Here is a 19,370-nt window from a genome sequence, read left to right on the forward strand (position 1 = left end):
GTTTATAATTGATCGGTCAAAGTTATAAAATTATCATATTATGCCGGTAAAAGTTGGGCGATCTTTATTTGTGCCGCGCGCTGGCTGAGCTTCAGGATTTTGGATGTCCTCTTGAAAAGTGTCCTCAGCAGAGGCTCGCCCGGAGAAAATCCCTGATCGATCAGCGATAAATTCAGCACATCCAGAAGGATGACTTCCTCGTCAGTGTTGCATGGGAAAACCTCAGTGAGCACATCCCCGGTATTGAGGGTAAATTTTAACAGCTCTTTGAGATCCCCGCTTACTTCAGCCCCACAGCAGGCCCCGATAAAATACCGGAGGGAAAAACCCACACTTTCATGAAGCAGGCCCAGCGTTGCCTGTAAACTGCTGATCCCGTTTTTCAAGTCCCGCTCTGCACGGAGCAGGCCTTGCTGTGCAAGCTGTAAGAACAACGAAAGTTGTTGCTTTTCATGATAAGTAATAAAGGCCACTGAGGGCAGCGGAAGGGGAAGCTGCTGCATTATATTTTTATTTCTGAAGAGCAATATTCCCTTTCTAAAGACAGAAGAAAAAAATCTGCTCCTGTTTTTCAGCTCAGAAAGCACTTCCTGCAATCTGAAAACTATAATGTTACCAGCAATATCTTCAGCAAAACAACGTTTTGCAATTTCAAGGACTGTGGCATCTGACAGCGCCTCATCATCACTAATCATTAAAAAAATGTCAAATACTGACGTATTGGTTTTCACAGTTCCGGAATTCAGAAAAGCAGAGCTTTGAAAATTTATGCTGGACCTGTGGCCGTAGCAAATAATGGTTAATGGGTTTAAAGCTCTTTTCAGCGCTTTGTTCAGGTGGTGGAGGCTGTTCTGCTGCTCTCCGGTAAGATTTGAAATTGATGTTCTCATAACAGCTTTATTTGGTGAAATTAACGATGGTGAATAAAAAATAATTTAAACTACATACAGATTCAAATAATTATGTCGTATATTGCAATAAATTATAAGGTAAAGATAATAAATCGTTACTATAATAAAGCTATATATTAATAATTAATTTTCGTAATTAGATAAATGACTGATAATCAAAGAGAAAATTTCGGACCTCGATTAAAAGAGATACGGCTGGCAAAGAAAATGACCCTGCAGGAATTCTACGGGGTTATCGCCAAACATGTAAACAACTTCTCGCCTATCGAAAACGGCGCAAGAAAAATTGGTAAACGGCTTTCAGAAGATGTGATCAGACATTATCACATCAATGAAAAATGGCTGGCTACCGGCACAGGCAATATGTTTACAGACGAGGAACTTCATCAGAATGATTTCGCAGATAAAGCAGGGTCAAATGAAGGCGTTCCTTTTATCAACATCAATCCCTCGGAGATTTCTTCGGGCCAGTTTAACCTGTTAAGGGAAAAACCGGAGTACTATGTAAATTTCAGGCCCTTCAATGACTGCGATGCCTATTTACCGGTATACGGAGACAGTATGTACCCAAAATATGCTAGCGGGGAAATTATTGCAGTACGTGAAGTGATCAACAAGGACATCATTCAATGGGGCGAGGCCTATCTGGTGATTACTGATGAATATGCCAACAATATCACCACAGTGAAGCTGCTTTTTGAACACCACACCAACAGCAAAATTGTACTCCGGGCATCAAATCCAAATTATAAGGGAGATACAATCCTGGACAGGAATGCGATTAAACGATTGTTTATTGTAAAGGGCAAAATAACCAGGAATCAGCTTTGACATCCCTGCGGGTATATGGTTAAACAAGAAAGGGATGATCCATCCAGAGTCATCCCTTTTCTAACCAAATATAAACCTGTATGAACGGGTTTTTCTTTTATGATAGTCTCAAAAAAATGCAATATCCAACAGATAATTGCAAGAATTTGATATTTATCGTATCAATCTATTTAATAATTAAACATTCAACATCTAAAGATGGCTATTCCAATCATTCACTTCACAATATTAACACTTTTTAACAACTTTACATGAACCTTTACCACTTTTACAAACGAAATGTCAAAAAGTTAACGTGAAATACCATAATTTATTATTGCCAGCATACAAAAACATAAGCCGAACCGCGGAATAACCTGAAACTACCGCTATTTAAACAAATACCATCCATTTTTCACATTTTCAGCCACAATTTAACCTCATCTGCATAACTACCGCTGATCGGCAATTCTACATCGCTCAGCCTCATCTTCCTGTTCTGCACGGATTGTACCTTTTTAACAGGGACTATAAAACTGCGGTGGATCCTTTTAAAATCCGCAGCAGGAAGTTTTTCGAGTATACGTTTCAGCGGCATCAGGGTAAGAACAGGCGAAAGGCCTTCAAGATGGATTTTCACATAATCTTCCATACTCTCCAGATACTCTATGTTCTTCAACACAATTTTAACCATTCTGTATTCTGAGTGTACATATATACAAGCGTCATCAGACGAGGGCTGAACATTGTTTTTGTAACGGTAATAGTCTAAAGCCTTGTTCACCGCTTTTGTAAATCTGTCAAAATCAATTGGCTTTAACAGGTAATCTACGGCCTGAAGTTCAAATCCTTCATAGGCAAACTGTTTATAAGCCGTGGTAAATATGATCATCGGCTTTTTATCCAGTGCCCTTGCAAGATCAATCCCCGATATATCGGGCATATTGATATCGAGAAAAAGCAGGTCGATCTCATTCCTGTTCATATATTCAGCGCCCGAAACCGCATCTTCAAATGTCTGTAAGATTTCCAGATCAGGAAAACGGGAAATATAGGTACTGATCAGTTCCACTGCAAGCGGTTCATCATCAATTGCAACACATTTTAGACGCATATCATTCGTTATGTTTGCCTAAATATATAAAATATGATCAAGACCGGAGTACCAGGTCAACAGTAAATAACTGATCTGCCTGATCAATCCCGAGGGTATACTTATTTGGGTACAAATGCTCCAGACGTTTCCTGGTGTTGGCAATACCTATGCCCGACCGTTCAGGATGTTTCTTATGGTCAAAAACTGTATTCTGGCTGTGAAAGAAAATATTTCCCTTTTCCATTCTGATATAAATCACGATCAGTGCCGGCACATGATTGCTCAATCCGTATTTAAATACATTTTCTATAAAAGTCATCAGTACCAGGGGGCAGATCTGGTACTCGGCAGGATCCCCTTCTACGGTATATTCAAGTGTCACCATTTTCCCCAAACGGAGTTTCTGCAGATCAATAAAATTTCCTATACAAATTAACTCGCTGGACAGGGGGACAAAATCAGCTTCGGCCTCATCAGTCACATAGCGCATAATATTGGACAGCTTCATGATGCTGTCAGAAGTCTTCTCGCTCCCTATAACAGAAAGGGTGTAGATATTATTCAGTGTATTATACAGAAAGTGCGGGTTGATCTGTGCCTTTAAAAAAGACAGTTCTGCGATAGCTTTATCGGCCTCGGCAAGAAGCGCACGCTTTTCGGTAATCTGCCATTGCTCAACAGACCTGATGGCCATTCCAAAGGCCATTACCAATACAAATATGAGCAAACTGTTGATATCGATACGCCTGGCCATCCGCCGCGGCCCTCCATTCATCTGCGTCCCCGGCCCAAAGGCCTGTCCCGGCCTGCCATAACGCTGGTCCATATCGGGCCTTCCTGGCGGAGGCATTTCCCCGGGACCTCCGTGGTACGGCATTCCACGCATCTCCATCCTACGGAAATTATGGTCTCTGCTATTCATAAGTTTATCAAAAGGCCTTAAATAAAATACCCCTACAAACAGCAGGATTACACATGAAAAGTAGGTAACATATTTTTTCCGGATAAAATAATCCGGAATAAGGAAATAGCTGTTGATATAAAAAAGGGATATATAACAAACGCAAAAACGCAGAAAAGGCAAAGAATAAAGTATACCAGGCCAGTTCCCCTCCTGCCCGCTCTCCATAAACAACAGGGGCAGCATCAGAAATAACAACCAACCGGCAATATGCAAAAGAAAAGAAAATGCCTTTGGACGTAACATATACAAATTAACGCCTATTTCCCGGCATGAACGGCATTTTATCGGTGAATAGCTTATTTATATAGATAAGCAGGCAAATGCCGATTGCATGAATCCTTTATTTGTTTATCCTGGCCACGGCAGCAGGAACACGATTGTTATGACTGTGGTTTTTCTTTTTAGCCATTTTATACGTACCAATTACAACCATTGAAGCTGCAACAAGTGTAAAAAGTAAATTGAATGATCTCTTATCCATATTTTTTGAATGATTATAAAAAAATACAAATCTCATGCCTGATTATTCTCAACCTCGTTTCAAGAACAGTAAGGCACTGATTATTAGTCCTAATTTAAAATAAATTAAGAATAGTTACAAATAATTCAACAAAATTTAGAAAATTTATTTTGAGATAAGAGAGGGCTCCTCTGCATTGATCGCTTTCCAGATCATATCCTTTAATTCAGTGATGCCCTTTTGTGCTACTGAAGAAATAAAAATTGAAGGAACATTTGCAGGAAGATCTTTCTCCATTTCTGCGGTAAGTTCGTCATCCAGCATATCAGATTTAGTGATAGCCAGCAGGTGAGGTTTCTGCATCAGTTCTGGATTATACTCCAGCAGTTCCGTTTTAAGGATATCGTACTCTGCTTTTATCGACCGGTTTGTATCTGCAGGAACCATAAACAAGAGCACAGAATTACGTTCGATATGACGTAAAAAGCGGTATCCGAGTCCTTTTCCTTTAGACGCACCTTCGATGATCCCGGGGATATCAGCCATCACAAAGGACTGGCTGCCACGGTAAGAAACAATACCCAGATTTGGGACAAGTGTAGTAAAAGGATAATCTGCAATTTCCGGTTTCGCAGCCGAAACTACAGACAGCAGCGTTGATTTACCGGCATTTGGAAAACCTACCAGGCCTACATCCGCCAGTACCTTCAGCTCAAGCACGATCCACTGCTCAATCCCTGATTCTCCGGGCTGTGCAAAACGTGGGGTCTGCAGAGTAGAAGTTTTAAAATGCCAGTTCCCTAATCCGCCTCTTCCACCGGGGGTAAGGATTTCTGTTTGTCCGTCTTCAGTAATTTCGAAAAGTACTTCGCCGGTTTCAGCATCTTTAGCGATAGTGCCCAGCGGCACTTCCAAAAACTCGTCCTTACCAGACTTACCGGTACTGGTAGAGCTTGAACCGGGACCGCCGTCAGAGGCGAGAATATGTTTGCGGTATTTCAGGTGAAGCAGTGTCCAGAATTGCGCGTTACCTTTTAAGATCACGTGCCCTCCCCGTCCACCGTCTCCGCCATCGGGACCGCCGGTTGATGTCATTTTATCACGGTGCAAATGTGAAGATCCTGCCCCTCCTTTACCGGAACGGCAGCATATTTTAACATAATCTACAAAATTTGAACCCTGTGACATAAATCTTTTTTAATGTTGGTCTACCACTCCGCACAGCTCAGCAAAAATATCATCGATATTACCGATGCCATTGATTTTACTCAGTTTATGCTGTGCTTCATAATAAGGCAAAACATGAATTGTCTTGCTGAAATACTCTTCTATACGCTTTTGTAATTTGTCTGCCTGGTCATCCGCCCTGTTGGTCAGTTTCTGACGCTCAGCAATTCTTTTTGTCAGTTCTTCCTGATCCACATCCAAAGCAATAACTGCTGTGATCGAACTTCCCTTACTTTCCAGGAACTCATCCAGTGCCGCAGCCTGCGCTACTGTTCTGGGGAAACCATCAAAAATAAAGCCTTTGGCACCCGGATTTTTATCTACTTCATCTTCCAGCATGGCAATGGTAATTGCATCAGGAACAAGCTGTCCATCGGCAATCAGTGCACTTACCTGTTTACCAAGCGGCGTCTGGTTGCTAATATGTGCTCTGAAAATGTCACCTGTAGAGATGTGGTTCAATTGATAACGTTCTATCAATTTTTCTGATTGGGTGCCTTTACCTGCACCCGGTGGGCCAAAGAGAACAAAATTAAGCATTTGGGTTGTCTTTAAAATTTCAAAAGCCTTCCTGCCACAGGCAACAAGGCGAAAATTTCTTTTCTGCTGACTCTTCAAACAGAAGAGATCATTGAATTCAGGCCCTGTTTAAAAAACTCAATCGACCAAAATCCTTTCAAGGCTGCAAATATAGAATTATTAATCTGGTTCGTTCAATTTTTGGCAAAAAAAATAGTTTCAGAACCCATTCTGCCAATGCATGGCTGCTGCTTTTCCTTTGATGTCTTTCCTGATTATTTTAAATGCCCGCTAAAAAAGCCCAACATCGCTTTGTAATATTCAATCTGGTATTCTTCTCTGCTAAACCCGTGTGCTTCATTGTACTTCAGCTCCGTAAAAGATCAAATTAAAGCAACAAAGCCGTCCCCAAAAACAGCTTTGCTGCAGCAAAGAATTTATTTATATTTTATAAATGTTGCTCTGATCTTCTTTTCTTTCAGGTCTGTAGTAGTGCTGTTTGAAAAAGCTGTTGCTTTATTTTCCTTTTTCTTACTTACAGTGCCGCTACCGGAACTGGTTGTAGCAAAAACTTCTTCTTCCATCGTAAAGATTATGCCATCAGCACCTTTCTTTTTTGCCAGTTCGATGATTTTTTCCTGGGTCTTTTCCAGCGAACGGAAACCTTTGTCAAGTTCCGTTTTTCCCATCACTGTATATCCCTTTGATACGTCGGCAATGTCATAAAACTGATCCACAGTTTGTGTGGGTGTATACGTCTTTCCAAAATACTTCTGTGCGTAGGTATTACTAAAAAAGAGCATTCCAGATAGCAAGATTAAAATTACCTTTTTCATGTTTTCAATATTATTTTTTTTTAATTTATAACTCAAAGGTAAGCCGGCCTTTACATCGGAATATCGCTTTTTTGCTGAAGTGATCAAATTTGGGATTGAAGCAGCCAATTGCCCGCATTGAACTGAGAACAGAATAATTTATTCAGCCTTTCCCGGTATTAGCGCTCCATCCATTTTAGAAAAGGTTGTGCTTTGATCCTGCTGACAATGATTTTCTCTGGTGATTCTACCTTTGTGGTGATCAGCAGCTTTCTGTTGAAGTAATATTCAATGTCGTCTATAAATTCCCTGTTGACGATAAACTGTCTGTTGGCACGAAAGAACAGCTGGGGATCGAGCGTCAGCTCAAGCTGTTCAAGTGTATAACGAACCATAAAGTTCCTTTTGTCCGCAAGCTGAAGAAACACGGCTCCCTCTGATGAATAGATCAATCCAACATCGCTAAGCTTAACGGGAATGATTTTCTCCCGGTAATCTACCAGGATCGTCTGCTTGTAGGGAGGTTCCATTTGGCTGATTACCCGCTCCATATTACTCAATCGCTGCCCGCCAGCTATGAGATGCTCTTTAAAACGCAAATATTTCTCAACGCTTTTCTGAAGCGTGGCCTCATCTACGGGCTTTAGGAGATAGTCTATGCTGTTGGATTCAAATGCCCTGATCGCATACTCATCAAAAGCAGTACAAAAGATTACCGGAACGTCTATACTTATCTTTTTAAAGAGTTCAAAACTGAGGCCATCGCCCAGCTCAATATCCGAGAAAATAAGTTCCGGCATGGCGTTATGCTCAAACCAGTCGAGTGCGGCCGAAACAGTTCCAAGAATGGCTTCAACCTGAATATCAGCATCTATCGCCAAAAGCATACTTCTCAGCTCGTTGGCGGTACGGATCTCATCCTCAATTATAATTACTTTCATGAGTAAGCAATGGTAAGGTGACCGTGAATTTCCCATTGTTGCTGTCCACCTCTACAGGTTTGTCAACCAACAATTTATAACGTTCAATAATGTTTTTCAAACCCGTTCCCGGCCGCTCCAGCCTTGAACGCTTTGGCTGCAAATTGTTCTCCACTTTTAACGCGGGTAAATCGGTAGTGGTAATGGAAATGTACAGCGGGTGTTCTTCAGAACAAACATTGTGTTTGATTGCGTTCTCGATCAGCAGCTGCAGGGAAAGTGAAGGCAAAAGCAAGGCTGTATGCCGCTGCTGAATATCCATATCTACCCTGAGCATGTGCCCAAAGCGCTCATTGAGTATGTGGAGGTAGGAACTGATGAACTTCAGCTCATCATCCAGCCTGGTAAGATAATGCTCATTAAAGCTCAGCACGTACCTGTAGACCCCGGCCAGATGGACAATATACTTCTTTGCTGAGGGGTCGTTAACCATCGTCTTTAGTGTACTGAGCGAGTTGAACAGAAAATGCGGGCTGATCTGCTGCTGCAGCGAGATCAGTTGTGCCCTGAGGTGGGCACGCTCAAGCAGGCCTTTTTCTATCATGGTTTTCTTGAGTGTGGCACTTGTATACCTGTTTGAAAAAACAAAATAGCATATCAGGCTCAGGAAGCTATTACCGCCCAGGTGCAGTAAAATATCTTTGGAGGTCTGATATCCGATTTTATTTGCATAAAAATAGTTTTCAGGATTTATCTGGTCTATAAGATAGCTAAGGACCAAAAGGGCAACTATCCCTAACAGGATGCTCAGCAAATATTTGGGATAACCCGAGAGCCGGCGGAAATTATTGGTAAGAAAATAGCCATCGATCATCCAGCAACCCGCAATTGGAACAAAGATCTTAATGGAATGGTCTAAAAAATGACACCATTTAGTCCTGGAAAGATCTGCTTGCCCAAGAAATGAAGTGCAGATGATCATGATTGCTGAGAGGATCAGCAACCATTTTATCTGGTATTTTTTGTACATATGTAAAGGTAACACAAAATATTTTAAAGATTTACGACAAAAGAAAGGGAGAAATTGATATAGGATAATCTTTCTCCCGCTTCGCTGCTGGGCCAGAAGAAGATTTATTACTAAAGACTACATAGCAGGTTTACCATCAAATTTTTTATTTTTGAGATCTCGTAGATTTAATCCCGATACATACTTCATGAACTTTATTAGCCGTAAAACTAACTCCCGCTTTTCAGCCCTTATCCTTAGATCATTTTTAATTCTTCTGCCCGCTGCATCTTTCGCACAACAAACAAGCTACAATATCGAGAAGCTTGGTGCCAGGGGAGACAACAAAACTGTAAATACCATTATCATCAATCAGACGATTGCCAAATGTGCCGCTGAAGGTGGTGGAACGGTGATTGTGCCTCAGGGCATTTTTCTAACTGCTACGCTCTATTTGAAAAGCAATGTAAATCTTCATTTAAACAAGGGGGCGGTTTTAAAAGGCACATCTGATATGAAGCTTTATCGTTCATTTGTTCCTGAAACGGACCTTACTAAATACAATACGATAAGTACAACCGGGAATAATTCCAATAGTGCCTACGATACCGTATGGACCAAGGCTTTAATCATCGCACAAGGTGTAAATAGGGCGACAATTTCCGGAGAAGGACATATTGACGGAGACCATGTTTTTAATGCCAAGGGCGAGGAAGGTATGCGCGGTCCGCATACCATCGTGATCGCAAACTGCAAAGACCTCAGGTTTGAAAACATTACTATTGAAAAAGCTGCCAATTATGCTATCCTTGCTTATGACCTGCAAAATTCGATTTTTCAGAACGTAAAAATCCAGCAGGGCTGGGATGGAATCCACATCCGCGGCGGCAGGAATATACTTTTGCAACAATGTAATCTGCAAACCGGTGATGATGCCATTGCCGGTGGCTTCTGGGAAAATTTCCGGGTGCAAAACTGCAGTATCAATTCAGCCTGTAATGGTATTCGTGTGATTATGCCTGTTAACGGTTTCTTTGTAAATGACTCGCGTTTTACTGGGCCTGGAAAATATGCGCACCGTACTTCTGGTGCAGCTCACCGTACCAATATGCTGGCAGGCATCTATATCCAGCCAGGAGGCTGGGGTTTGGTGAAAGGCAATATCGAAGGTGTTCGTATTTCGAACCTCAAAATGCATAATATGAATAATCCTTTTATTTTTGAACTGCATGAGGGTAATAATGCAAAAGATATTGTTGTTGAGCAGATAAAGGCAGACTCTATTAAGAATCCTATAGCTATACACAGTGACAGCGGATACAATTACAAGAGCGTTCTCTTTAAAAATGTATCAGTTCATTATATTACTGATTCCAAAACAGCAGCACCATGGGCTTTCGGAGCATCAAATGTAGAGCAGCTGCGTTTAGAAAATGTTAAGTTCTATGCCAGCGGTGTCAAACCGAAAACCGCTGTTCAACTGAAAAACATCAGCGCTCCCTCCCTTTCCAAAACTAATGTTTACAGTGCCGATCATACAGATGAGGTAGATGCTGTGAACAGTGGAATGATAAAATTGAACTGATACCTCGATGTAAAAAAGCTTGTAAATTAAAGATTTGCAAGCTTTTTTTTTTAAACTGCAAATCACCTGGTTTTTTAACAAGGCTTCGCCACGTAAATTTTTACGTTTAATTTACCGCTGGGGTCAATTAAAAAGTTTTTGAGGTAGCTAACCCAGATCGCAGATATATAATGTTCGCATTACGTTAACTGTTCGCCTGTCGCGTTCCCGTAGCCTTCCGGCAGCACTCCCCTAGCGTTCACCTAGCTTCTGGGTAGAATCAGCAAGGGAAACGATCGGCGATGACAGGGTACTTTAGCGGACTTGTTAAAACATGGATCAAACTCTCTCCTAAAAAATCAGAACAACATTCGATTGATTTACAATGACTCAAAATTATTAAAAGCATAATATGGGCTCTTTGCTAAACCTAACAGGGAGACCAGTACTCTATCTTTAATAACTTCCCTTTGGAGAATGTAAAAATGTACGCGTCATCTGTCCCCTTATTATAAATCACCTTTTCAGAACCACTTACTTTCACACCAACATGGATTCAAAATCTGGTATAGTCGTCTGATGAGAGAGCGGTGTATTTCTAAAGGTAATGTTCCTTTTTAAAGCAGGTTTAAATACAATTTCTTCGAGCAAATATCCTTCCTTGTTGTTCCCGGTAAACTTCAAATCACCATAATCGAGCGAGAAGAACTTCATCCCTTGCTCGTCTTCAGAAAGAAACCCGCACTCATATTTCGGCTCAAAAATCCTGATAGGTTTACCGTATTTTCTTAAGATTACTTCCTTCTTCAACGTAAAGGATTGTCCGTCGATCCTGAAAGCAGAACCATCCATGGTTTCATAGTCGGTTTGCGCACATAAATTTGACACGATCAGAAGAAGGGGAAAGATTATCATTCGAAATTTCATAAGGTTAAGATACTAAACAAAGTTGAAATATTTACCCTAAACAACAGCATACGGTTTCGAAACAGACAAACACAAAAAAGCAATTGACAACTAAATTAATCTAAACAATAACCATGGTAAGTTGTTGAATCTATATAGATTTGAATATGGATTTGGAACAGCTAAAATCAAGATTTACATTTATTCAGGGCAAAAAATTAACAGGTGGAATAGTGGGCACCCATCTGAGAATTGCAGACAATGGCAATGGAGAACTGACCTTTTCTGGCGATATCTCTATAACGATAAAGTTGATTGATCTTACAAGCACATCTACAGACCGGTTGACGAGTCTAATAAGTTTTACCCAACAGGCTATCGCGAATAAACTCAAAGGCGGAGCCTATGCATCCGGCTATCAATATTTAAGTATAGTCCATCAAAAAACATTTTTACAAATACACCTGCTAGCTACAGTATACGTTACAATTTCAATTATACAGTAACCCTTCTACAAATTAGCAGTCAAATTCAACTTCTCGGTAATGACTTCGTAATTGCTGTTGTAGATGACATTGGGTTTCAGCGTTCAACTTATGGAGTCGGTGGACTGACTGACAGAGAAAGTGGACCAGTAGTGATAAAGTATACTTCCTGGGTAAAGGATCCTTATATTGCCGTACATGAATTCTTTCATACTTTAGGACTAGATGATATAGAAAAACTAAACTTAAAAAATAGATTGATGTACCATCTAAATGATAGATCCGGAACCGAGATTACTGCTCTTGAACGTGAAGATATGAACAGATATTTAATGCATGACATCACTGATATGACACGCGGATCCTATGCTAATCCTTCCATGAATACAGTAAATAAACTGCGAACTTTCTTAAATAATTCTACCAATGGTTTTAAATACAATAAAGCAAAGTTTAGGTAGTGTTATCATTTTATTAGCCATTGCTTGTACTAATGGCAATATTAGAGTGGAGAACTCTGCAAAGTCGAAAATTAAACTTTCCAAAGATTCTTGCAACGTCATATTGGGAGACGGACGTAAGAGCATTAACACTTTAGGCTGTAGAAATTGCCATTCCATAAATGATTACGGGCCACGATCAAAACCAAATATTCTTCTTTTTATAGAAATCTCGGCTTTGGATAGCGTTAAGTTAGCTGATTACATATTTAAAGACAAACATAACGGTATGTACACAAGGGATTTAAAAAAGATGGTCAACGAATCGATAGCCTTGATAATTGTCAAAAAAGAGCTATAGTTGCTTATATCAAAAGCTATAGCCACTCCAATCCAAAAGATTAATTGTGGGCTTTACTGCCTTCTTTTCAATTTTTAATTCAATAAAATGTGATGATTTTGCTAATTTATAAAAACTTTAAAACTTGAAAACTTGAAACTTGGTTTGAGCATTATTAAGATCTTGATCCCATATTAAATTAATATGCTAATTTCAGATGATTTTTCACGTGCTTACTTTCCATACGTCTCAAATCCTGATTAGTCATAATCTCGTGTTCTTTATCCTTTTGAACCAGTTTAAACCAGCTGATTGCAGGGATCATACCGTTGGAATGTAACTCCAGCCTGACTACAAATTTCTCGGTTGGTTTACGATGGTTATTAATATACTGGCTGAGCACTGCTGGCTTTATATCCACTTCACTCGCAAATTGCTTGTCTTTCTTCTCCTGCCTGGAAACATACTCATTCAGGAAGTAGCCAAAATTTAGAGCCTCTTCATATTTATAATTACCAATGTATTCTTCCAGCTGAAATTTGAGTTGTAGTAATTTAGTATATATCTTTTGTTCGGACGTCCTGTTTTCAAACTGCTTTCTGCGGTCCGACCAAAATTCCGCTTCTTCTCGTTTTTCTTCCGCGGAGCTATTGGTTGTTTTCGGAAAAACAAAAGCATCTGCCAGATCCTGATCGCTAATTTTTGAAATATCAACTACCTGATAATTTTTACTTTTCTTTTCCATCCTGATAATACGCTTTAATGAGGTCGAGTGAGTTATTTCCTTCAGAAACCAAAAACAACTTCGTGGACTGTAAATTATATTTTTCTCTATGATGATCTTTAATCAAGGTCTTTGGTTTCAGGCATATGAAGCCATTATAACCTGCCGCAAAAGATTCTTTACATGCAAATGCAATCATACTCCCGGCAATCCTATCATATCTCCGTTCTTTTCCTTTATTATCTTTAGAAACAGCTATGAGGCGTATCTCTATTGCGAAATCCTCTGGCCTGTCAACTAATGACATTAAACCTAAAGGTTCACTGATTCCCTCAGCAGCTAACTTGTATACGTCCTTTAGTTTTTCAGCGTTCCAATTAAAATCGAAGCGCTTGGATTTATTGATCAATGCGATTTCCTTGAGGTCAATTCTACTGACCGCCGCCGAAATGTGTTCACCTGTTATCGTATCTATGATATACATCGCTTAGTCAAATATATAAAATGTTTACAAGAAATGTAAACAAAAAAATTTAATCATAAAAGTTTTCCAAATTGGAGTAAGCGGGAATTGGCTATAAAGGGGTTGTTCGGACACTCTGATCAACTGTGTAAGATGAACTAAGCAAAAAAAGAAAAGGCTTAAAACCTTCAATGATATAGTCGCCAGTGAAACATCACCCATTAATCCAGGAAAATTTAAAATCGCCATAAGTCATTTTCCTGTGTTCAACAATGCGGTTTAACCTTTGCGGAAGTTTCATTAGATAATCCCTGCTTTTTTCAGCGGCATCACTCAAACCAGAAAGGTCAGCTATCTTCCAGTTCTTAATCAATGTATTCAGAATTTCAACATAATCCAGGGCTGTATATACGTTCAGGCGCTGGGCTACATCAGAAAAGTGGGCAAATGCCAGACCTTGTGGTTCACCAAACTCCCGTAAAAAATGCGCCGGCATCACAATTTTCTTTTGCATCATATCCGCAAAAGCAAGCATACCTCCGTTGGGATCCACTTCAAAGATCTTTTCCATGAAAAACTGATATGCTTTAGCATGCCGTGCTTCATCAGAGGCTATTGTACCACAGATTTTTGAAAGCACCGCGTCCCCCTGTAACTTAGCCAGCGTAGCTGTACGGCGATGTGATACATTCGTGGCTATTTCCTGAAAAGAGGTATAAATAAAATTCCTGTATGGATCGCTGCCAGTACCAATGTCAAAACCATCTGCTATCAGATGCTGAGTTGAGACTTCCATCATTCGCATATTTACCCTGCCGGAGAGATATAAGTATTTGTTCAATATATCCCCATGCCGGTTTTCCTCAGCTGTCCAGTGTCTGATCCAGCGCATCCATCCGCCAGCTTCATCCATATTTACATCTTCAACCATTGATAACCAGGATTCATACGTGGGTAGAGCTTCTTCTGTGACCGTATCCCCTACTAACACTGCAAGCAAATCATAAGACAGTCCCGCCGCTCTTTCCTGTATTTCTTCAATTTGCTCAAGGAAGTTATGCTGAACAGGATCAGGCAACAGATCCGAAGGCTGCCAGTTCTCATCGATAGGTTTTAGAAAGTCCCACATCTTCTCCAGCATCACTGGCTCAACATATTTCATTACTTCCCGTCTTTTCTCTATAAAGTAATCCATTAACTATGTTTAAATCGAATGTTATTTTTTCTAAAGCTACCGGGGGTGATGTCGGTTGCCTTTCTGAAGAAACGGTTAAAATATTTAAAATCAGAATAACCCAGCGATATGGCAATTTCTTTAACACTTAGCTCTGAATAGTAAAGCAATCGCTGTGCTTCGCGGATGATTTCCTGTTGTATAAAATAAGACATAGGAAATCCGGTTACCTCTTTTACGGCATCGTTCAGATAACTTGCCGATAAGTTCAGTAAATCAGCATACTCTGATGGCTTTTTCATCGTCTTGTATCTTCGGCGTAGCAATTGCCGGAATTCTTTATTAATGGAGACCAGTCTGCCAGAATGCTGATGCGTGATGCTATGTTCGCGCTGCTGGTAGGTATCTGTGACCTGATAGATGAACGACGTAAGCAAAGAATGCAGCACATGTGTATTTCCTGAGATGTGATGGTCACCTTCAGTCAGATCAAGCATGAGTTCAATCAGGCGTTTAAACCATGACGCCTCTTTCTGGTTAAGTACCAGGGTCATTACTTCAGACAGTGACTGTTCAAATGTATTCCGTACTGTCTGGTCTACTAACTTTGTATCAAAAGATAAAAACCATCCAGACACAACAGTTGAGGCTATAACCTGATTAACCTGGCCCGGATAAGATAAAATCAGGCTATTGGTTTTGACAGTTGTTTCCTTAAAATCAATCAGAATATCTATCCGTCCCTTCTCAAGCAGAAAACAATTAAAGTACTCATGCCTGTGGGGTTCATAGGATCCCCTTGGATCTTCCAGCATATTGCCTGTAAATCTTTCTACTTTAATACCCTGATTTGCTTGCCCAAGTTGTCTTAATAAGATTCCTTCACTATTCTTCATTCTGCAATCTATAAGTGTTCTGCCATTATATTTTTAAGGTATTGTTTAACCATCTCATCAGGTACCACTTCAATAATTTCAGCAGCAAAAGCCTCCATCAGCATTTGTCGGGCTGTATTTTCGCGGATTCCCCTGCTAGTCAGATAAAACAAAGCTTCTGAATCAAACTGGCCCATCGTTGCACCATGACTACACTTTACATCATCTGCATAAATTTCGAGTTCCGGTTTGGTATTGATCACAGCGTCGTCGGACAGTAGCAAATTGCTGTTCTTCTGAAAGCTATTAGTACGCTGCGCATCCGGATGAACGATCACCTTTCCATTAAACACCAGGGTGGACTGGTCTTTTACAATGCATTTATAATGCTCATTGCTGATACAATCAGGCACCGAATGGTCTACACAGGTATGGTTATCAACCAGCTGTTTTTTTGAAGTGAGCACCATACCATAGAGAGTTGTTTCTGCCCCAGTGCCCCGCATTGATACATGAAGGTCATGTCTGATGAAAGGCGATCCCGGTAATGCAAAATTATAATTGCTGTATTTACTGCCCTCATCCAGAATCACCCTTGCATACTGCAGGTTTACAGAGAGTTCGTTCTCCGTATGGATATAATAATGTTCCATTTCTGCCCCATTTTCAACAACAACCTCACTTACACTGTTATTCACCGTATAAATCGAAGTGTCACTCACCACAAACTTTTCAATCAGCGTAACTTTGGTATGTTTTTCAGCAACAAAAAGCATACGTGGGTAAAACATCGGATTGATCTCGCCCATAGAAATATGAACCAGATAAATTGGTTTCTCCAGCAGCACACCAGTTTTTACCCTGATCATGATACCATCAGAAAACAATGCGGTATTTAGTGCTGCAAAAGGATGTTCAATATCTGCATGAGCGCCAAGATGAGCAATTTTTGCAGTTTCTGAAGATACCTGGTCCAGTGATGCAATCTCGAGGCTGTCCGTCAAAATCGGATCGGATAGATGTGGCCACCACTTACCATCAATGATCACCATGATATAGCAGCTTTTCTCCAATTGCAAGGCATCTGCAGCGGATGAAGAATACTTGGGATAACCATCCTTCACCCTTAATATTTTTTCAACAAAAGCCCTTACCGGTGTATACTTCCAGTCTTCCATTCCGCTATGCGGTATCCCTTTAGATCTGAAAGATTGCCTGGCCATATCTCTTAACGAATAAAGGTTCGGATGAACCGGGTCTCCCAGCAGAAGATCAATTTGCTGCTGTTCTTTGAGTACTTCATCAAAATACTGATCAAGCAGCTTAGTTTTTTCTAATAGCATACTTAAGCAGTTATATAATCACGGGATTCGCTTTTCAGCCAGTCATATCCTTTTTCTTCCAGTTCCAGGGCCAGTTCTTTTGTACCTGATTTCACGATACGCCCGTTATACAGCACATGCACAAAATCGGGTTCTATATATTCCAGTAAGCGTTGATAGTGCGTAATGATTATAAACGCGTTATCTTTTGATCTCAAGCTATTGACACCATGAGCTACAATTCTCAGGGCATCAATATCAAGTCCGGAATCCGTTTCGTCAAGGATAGCAAGTTTGGGCTCCAGCATAGCCAGCTGGAAGATTTCGTTTCTCTTTTTCTCGCCACCAGAGAAACCTTCATTCAGCGAACGTTTTGCAAGATCATTGCTAAACTGAACCAACTCCTGTTTTTCTTTAATTCTGTTAAGAAACTCTTTTGCAGGCATCGGTTCCAATCCATGATATGCCCTGATTTCATTAACAGCGGTTTTCAGGAAATTGATATTTGATACACCTTTGATCTCTACCGGATATTGAAATGCCAGGAAAATTCCTTCGGCTGCACGGTTTTCAGGAGCCATTCCGTTTAAGTTTTCACCCTGAAAGATGATTTCTCCCCCGGTTATTTCGTATTCTGGTTTGCCTGCCAGAACAGATGCGGTTGTACTTTTACCTGAACCGTTTGGCCCCATGATCGCATGTACTTCACCAGGATTGACCTGAAGGTTTAAGCCACGTAAGATTTCTTTCCCATCTATTGAAGCATGCAGGTTATTTATTGTTAACATGATATGATTTTTTATTAAATGATGATGATCAACTACCCTACACTACCTTCCATCGAAATAGCAAGCAACTTTTGAGCTTCTACTGCAAATTCCATTGGCAATTGTTTCAGCACTTCCATGGCATAGCCATTTACAATGAGCGCCACTGCTTTTTCATTGTCGATACCCCGTTGGTTGAGGTAGAAGATCTGATCTTCCCCAATTCTTGAAGTGGTAGCCTCATGCTCCAGCTGGGCAGTACTGTTTCTCGATTCGATATAAGGATAGGTATGCAAACCACACTTATCACCAATCAGCAAGGAATCACACTGCGTAAAATTCCTGGTATGCTTTGCATTTTTTCCCACGTGGACTAAACCGCGATAAGTGTTTTGTGCAACACCGGCAGAGATTCCTTTGGAGATAATCCTGCTTTTAGTATGGCTGCCCAAATGATAAATCTTTGTACCGGTGTCTGCCATTTGCTTGTTTTTCACTACAGCAACAGAGTAAAATTCACCGGTACTGTAATCTCCTTTAAGGATGATACTTGGATACTTCCAGGTAATTGCTGATCCTGTTTCTACCTGTGTCCAGGATATTTTAGCGTTACTGCCTTTACAGATACCGCGCTTGGTCACAAAATTATAGATACCACCTTTACCATCTGCATCCCCAGGATACCAGTTCTGCACCGTAGAATATTTGATCTCCGCATCTTTTAAGGCGATGAGTTCAACCACGGCACCATGCAATTGATTTTCATCTCTTTGCGGAGCTGTGCATCCTTCCAGATAACTTACATAACTTCCTTCATCAGCAATGATCAGTGTCCGTTCAAACTGTCCGGTGTTGATCGCGTTGATCCTGAAATAAGTAGACAATTCCATCGGGCACCGTACTCCTTTTGGTATATATACGAATGAACCATCAGAGCACACTGCAGAATTAAGGGCCGCAAAGATATTATCCGTCGCCGGCACGACACTGCCAAGATATTTCCTTACCAATTCCGGATATTCCTGAACAGCTTCACCAAAAGAGCAGAAAAGAATGCCCAGTTCTTTTAGTTTGGCCTTATAAGTGGTAGTAACCGAGACGCTATCAAAGATTACATCTACAGCAACACCAGCCAGCATTTTTTGCTCAGTAAGTGGTATCCCTAATTTTGCAAACGTTGCGAGCAGTTCAGGATCTACCTGATCCAGGCTGTCCAGCAATGGTTTGCTTTTGGGAGCTGCGTAATAGGACATAGATTGAAAATCAAGGTCAGGCATATCAAAATGTTGCCAGCCGGGCATATCCTTTTGTGCAAGCTTCATAAAGTGGTGGTAAGCTGTAAGCCTCCATTCCAACAACCATTCCGGCTCGTCTTTTTGATCCGAAATAAACCTGACCGTATTTTCATCCAGTCCGACCGGGGCTACATCAGTTTCAATATCAGTACTGAAGCCAAATTCATAGCTACTATCTAATAGTGTGTCTATTACTTCATTATTATCTTTCATATGATTTGCATGAAGTCTTAATAAGTTAAAACTACCACACAAAGGTCGGGGCCTCATCCCGATAATCTATC

20 protein-coding genes are annotated in these 19,370 nt (G+C 40.6%); 3 read left to right on the forward strand and 17 right to left on the reverse strand.

Going from position 1 to position 19,370, the window contains the following annotated elements; genetic code table 11:
* Positions 1-38: 38 nt before the first annotated feature.
* A complete protein-coding gene (locus tag FN831_RS18915) occupies positions 39-890 on the reverse strand; it encodes a hypothetical protein (RefSeq protein WP_142529765.1) in 852 nt (283 codons plus the stop codon).
* A 165-nt stretch (positions 891-1,055) separates the two neighbouring features.
* Between FN831_RS18915 and FN831_RS18920 the strand changes: the two genes are divergently transcribed.
* Positions 1,056-1,742, forward strand: coding sequence for an XRE family transcriptional regulator (locus tag FN831_RS18920; protein ID WP_142529766.1), 687 nt, complete (start codon positions 1,056-1,058; stop codon positions 1,740-1,742).
* A gap of 394 nt (positions 1,743-2,136) precedes the next feature.
* Here FN831_RS18920 and FN831_RS18925 read toward each other — a convergent pair whose 3' ends face one another.
* From FN831_RS18925 to FN831_RS18955, 8 genes are all read right to left on the reverse strand, one after another.
* The gene (locus tag FN831_RS18925; RefSeq protein WP_142529767.1) at positions 2,137-2,835 is read right to left on the reverse strand and encodes a LytR/AlgR family response regulator transcription factor; all 699 of its coding nucleotides are present in this window, start codon (positions 2,833-2,835) and stop codon (positions 2,137-2,139) included.
* A gap of 37 nt (positions 2,836-2,872) precedes the next feature.
* On the reverse strand, positions 2,873-3,739 hold the full coding sequence (locus tag FN831_RS18930; protein WP_185960539.1) for a sensor histidine kinase: 867 nt from the start codon (positions 3,737-3,739) through the stop codon (positions 2,873-2,875).
* A gap of 382 nt (positions 3,740-4,121) precedes the next feature.
* Positions 4,122-4,262 (reverse strand): hypothetical protein, encoded by a 141-nt coding sequence (locus FN831_RS27770; RefSeq protein WP_185960540.1) that lies wholly within the window; start codon positions 4,260-4,262, stop codon positions 4,122-4,124.
* A gap of 144 nt (positions 4,263-4,406) precedes the next feature.
* Positions 4,407-5,429 (reverse strand): GTPase ObgE, encoded by a 1,023-nt coding sequence (obgE, locus tag FN831_RS18935; protein WP_142529769.1) that lies wholly within the window; start codon positions 5,427-5,429, stop codon positions 4,407-4,409.
* Positions 5,430-5,438: 9 nt separating this feature from the next.
* Positions 5,439-6,008 (reverse strand): adenylate kinase, encoded by a 570-nt coding sequence (locus tag FN831_RS18940; RefSeq protein WP_142529770.1) that lies wholly within the window; start codon positions 6,006-6,008, stop codon positions 5,439-5,441.
* 416 nt (positions 6,009-6,424) lie between these two features.
* Positions 6,425-6,823 carry a hypothetical protein gene (locus FN831_RS18945; protein WP_142529771.1) on the reverse strand — a complete coding sequence of 133 codons (399 nt, stop codon included), beginning with the start codon at positions 6,821-6,823 and terminating at the stop codon, positions 6,425-6,427.
* A gap of 158 nt (positions 6,824-6,981) precedes the next feature.
* Positions 6,982-7,743, reverse strand: a complete 762-nt coding sequence (locus FN831_RS18950; protein WP_142529772.1) for a LytR/AlgR family response regulator transcription factor — start codon at positions 7,741-7,743, stop codon at positions 6,982-6,984.
* The gene (locus FN831_RS18955; protein ID WP_142529773.1) at positions 7,724-8,752 is read right to left on the reverse strand and encodes a sensor histidine kinase; all 1,029 of its coding nucleotides are present in this window, start codon (positions 8,750-8,752) and stop codon (positions 7,724-7,726) included. Before FN831_RS18955 ends, FN831_RS18950 begins: the two co-directional genes overlap by 20 nt.
* Positions 8,753-8,939: 187 nt before the next feature.
* Between FN831_RS18955 and FN831_RS18960 the strand changes: the two genes are divergently transcribed.
* Positions 8,940-10,316 (forward strand): glycoside hydrolase family 28 protein, encoded by a 1,377-nt coding sequence (locus FN831_RS18960; RefSeq protein WP_142529774.1) that lies wholly within the window; start codon positions 8,940-8,942, stop codon positions 10,314-10,316.
* 519 nt (positions 10,317-10,835) lie between these two features.
* On the opposite strand, the gene FN831_RS18965 is transcribed toward FN831_RS18960, so the two are convergent.
* Positions 10,836-11,210: a hypothetical protein gene (locus tag FN831_RS18965; RefSeq protein WP_142529775.1), complete on the reverse strand. Its 375-nt coding sequence runs from the start codon at positions 11,208-11,210 to the stop codon at positions 10,836-10,838.
* Positions 11,211-11,368: 158 nt separating this feature from the next.
* On the opposite strand from FN831_RS18965, the gene FN831_RS18970 reads away from it, so the two are divergent.
* A complete protein-coding gene (locus FN831_RS18970) occupies positions 11,369-11,707 on the forward strand; it encodes a hypothetical protein (protein WP_142529776.1) in 339 nt (112 codons plus the stop codon).
* A gap of 958 nt (positions 11,708-12,665) precedes the next feature.
* Here FN831_RS18970 and FN831_RS18975 read toward each other — a convergent pair.
* The 7 genes from FN831_RS18975 to sufB form a co-directional block, all read right to left on the reverse strand.
* The gene (locus tag FN831_RS18975; protein WP_142529777.1) at positions 12,666-13,211 is read right to left on the reverse strand and encodes a hypothetical protein; all 546 of its coding nucleotides are present in this window, start codon (positions 13,209-13,211) and stop codon (positions 12,666-12,668) included.
* Positions 13,195-13,674 carry a hypothetical protein gene (locus tag FN831_RS18980; RefSeq protein ID WP_142529778.1) on the reverse strand — a complete coding sequence of 160 codons (480 nt, stop codon included), beginning with the start codon at positions 13,672-13,674 and terminating at the stop codon, positions 13,195-13,197. Before FN831_RS18980 ends, FN831_RS18975 begins: the two co-directional genes overlap by 17 nt.
* A gap of 193 nt (positions 13,675-13,867) precedes the next feature.
* Entirely contained in the window at positions 13,868-14,848 is a 981-nt protein-coding gene (locus tag FN831_RS18985) for an acyl-ACP desaturase (protein WP_142529779.1), read from the reverse strand.
* A complete protein-coding gene (locus FN831_RS18990; RefSeq protein WP_142529780.1) occupies positions 14,848-15,723 on the reverse strand; it encodes a helix-turn-helix domain-containing protein in 876 nt (291 codons plus the stop codon). Before FN831_RS18990 ends, FN831_RS18985 begins: the two co-directional genes overlap by 1 nt.
* Before the next feature lie 8 nt (positions 15,724-15,731).
* On the reverse strand, positions 15,732-17,045 hold the full coding sequence (sufD, locus tag FN831_RS18995) for a Fe-S cluster assembly protein SufD (protein ID WP_142529781.1): 1,314 nt from the start codon (positions 17,043-17,045) through the stop codon (positions 15,732-15,734).
* Between the two features lie 2 nt (positions 17,046-17,047).
* On the reverse strand, positions 17,048-17,812 hold the full coding sequence (sufC, locus tag FN831_RS19000; protein WP_142529782.1) for a Fe-S cluster assembly ATPase SufC: 765 nt from the start codon (positions 17,810-17,812) through the stop codon (positions 17,048-17,050).
* A gap of 32 nt (positions 17,813-17,844) precedes the next feature.
* Complete coding sequence (gene sufB / locus FN831_RS19005) at positions 17,845-19,299, reverse strand: Fe-S cluster assembly protein SufB (RefSeq protein WP_142529783.1); 1,455 nt, start codon at positions 19,297-19,299, stop codon at positions 17,845-17,847.
* Between the last annotated feature and the right edge of the window lie 71 nt (positions 19,300-19,370).

The organism is Pedobacter westerhofensis, assembly GCF_900182595.1.
In the GTDB taxonomy this organism is placed as follows: domain Bacteria; phylum Bacteroidota; class Bacteroidia; order Sphingobacteriales; family Sphingobacteriaceae; genus Pedobacter; species Pedobacter westerhofensis.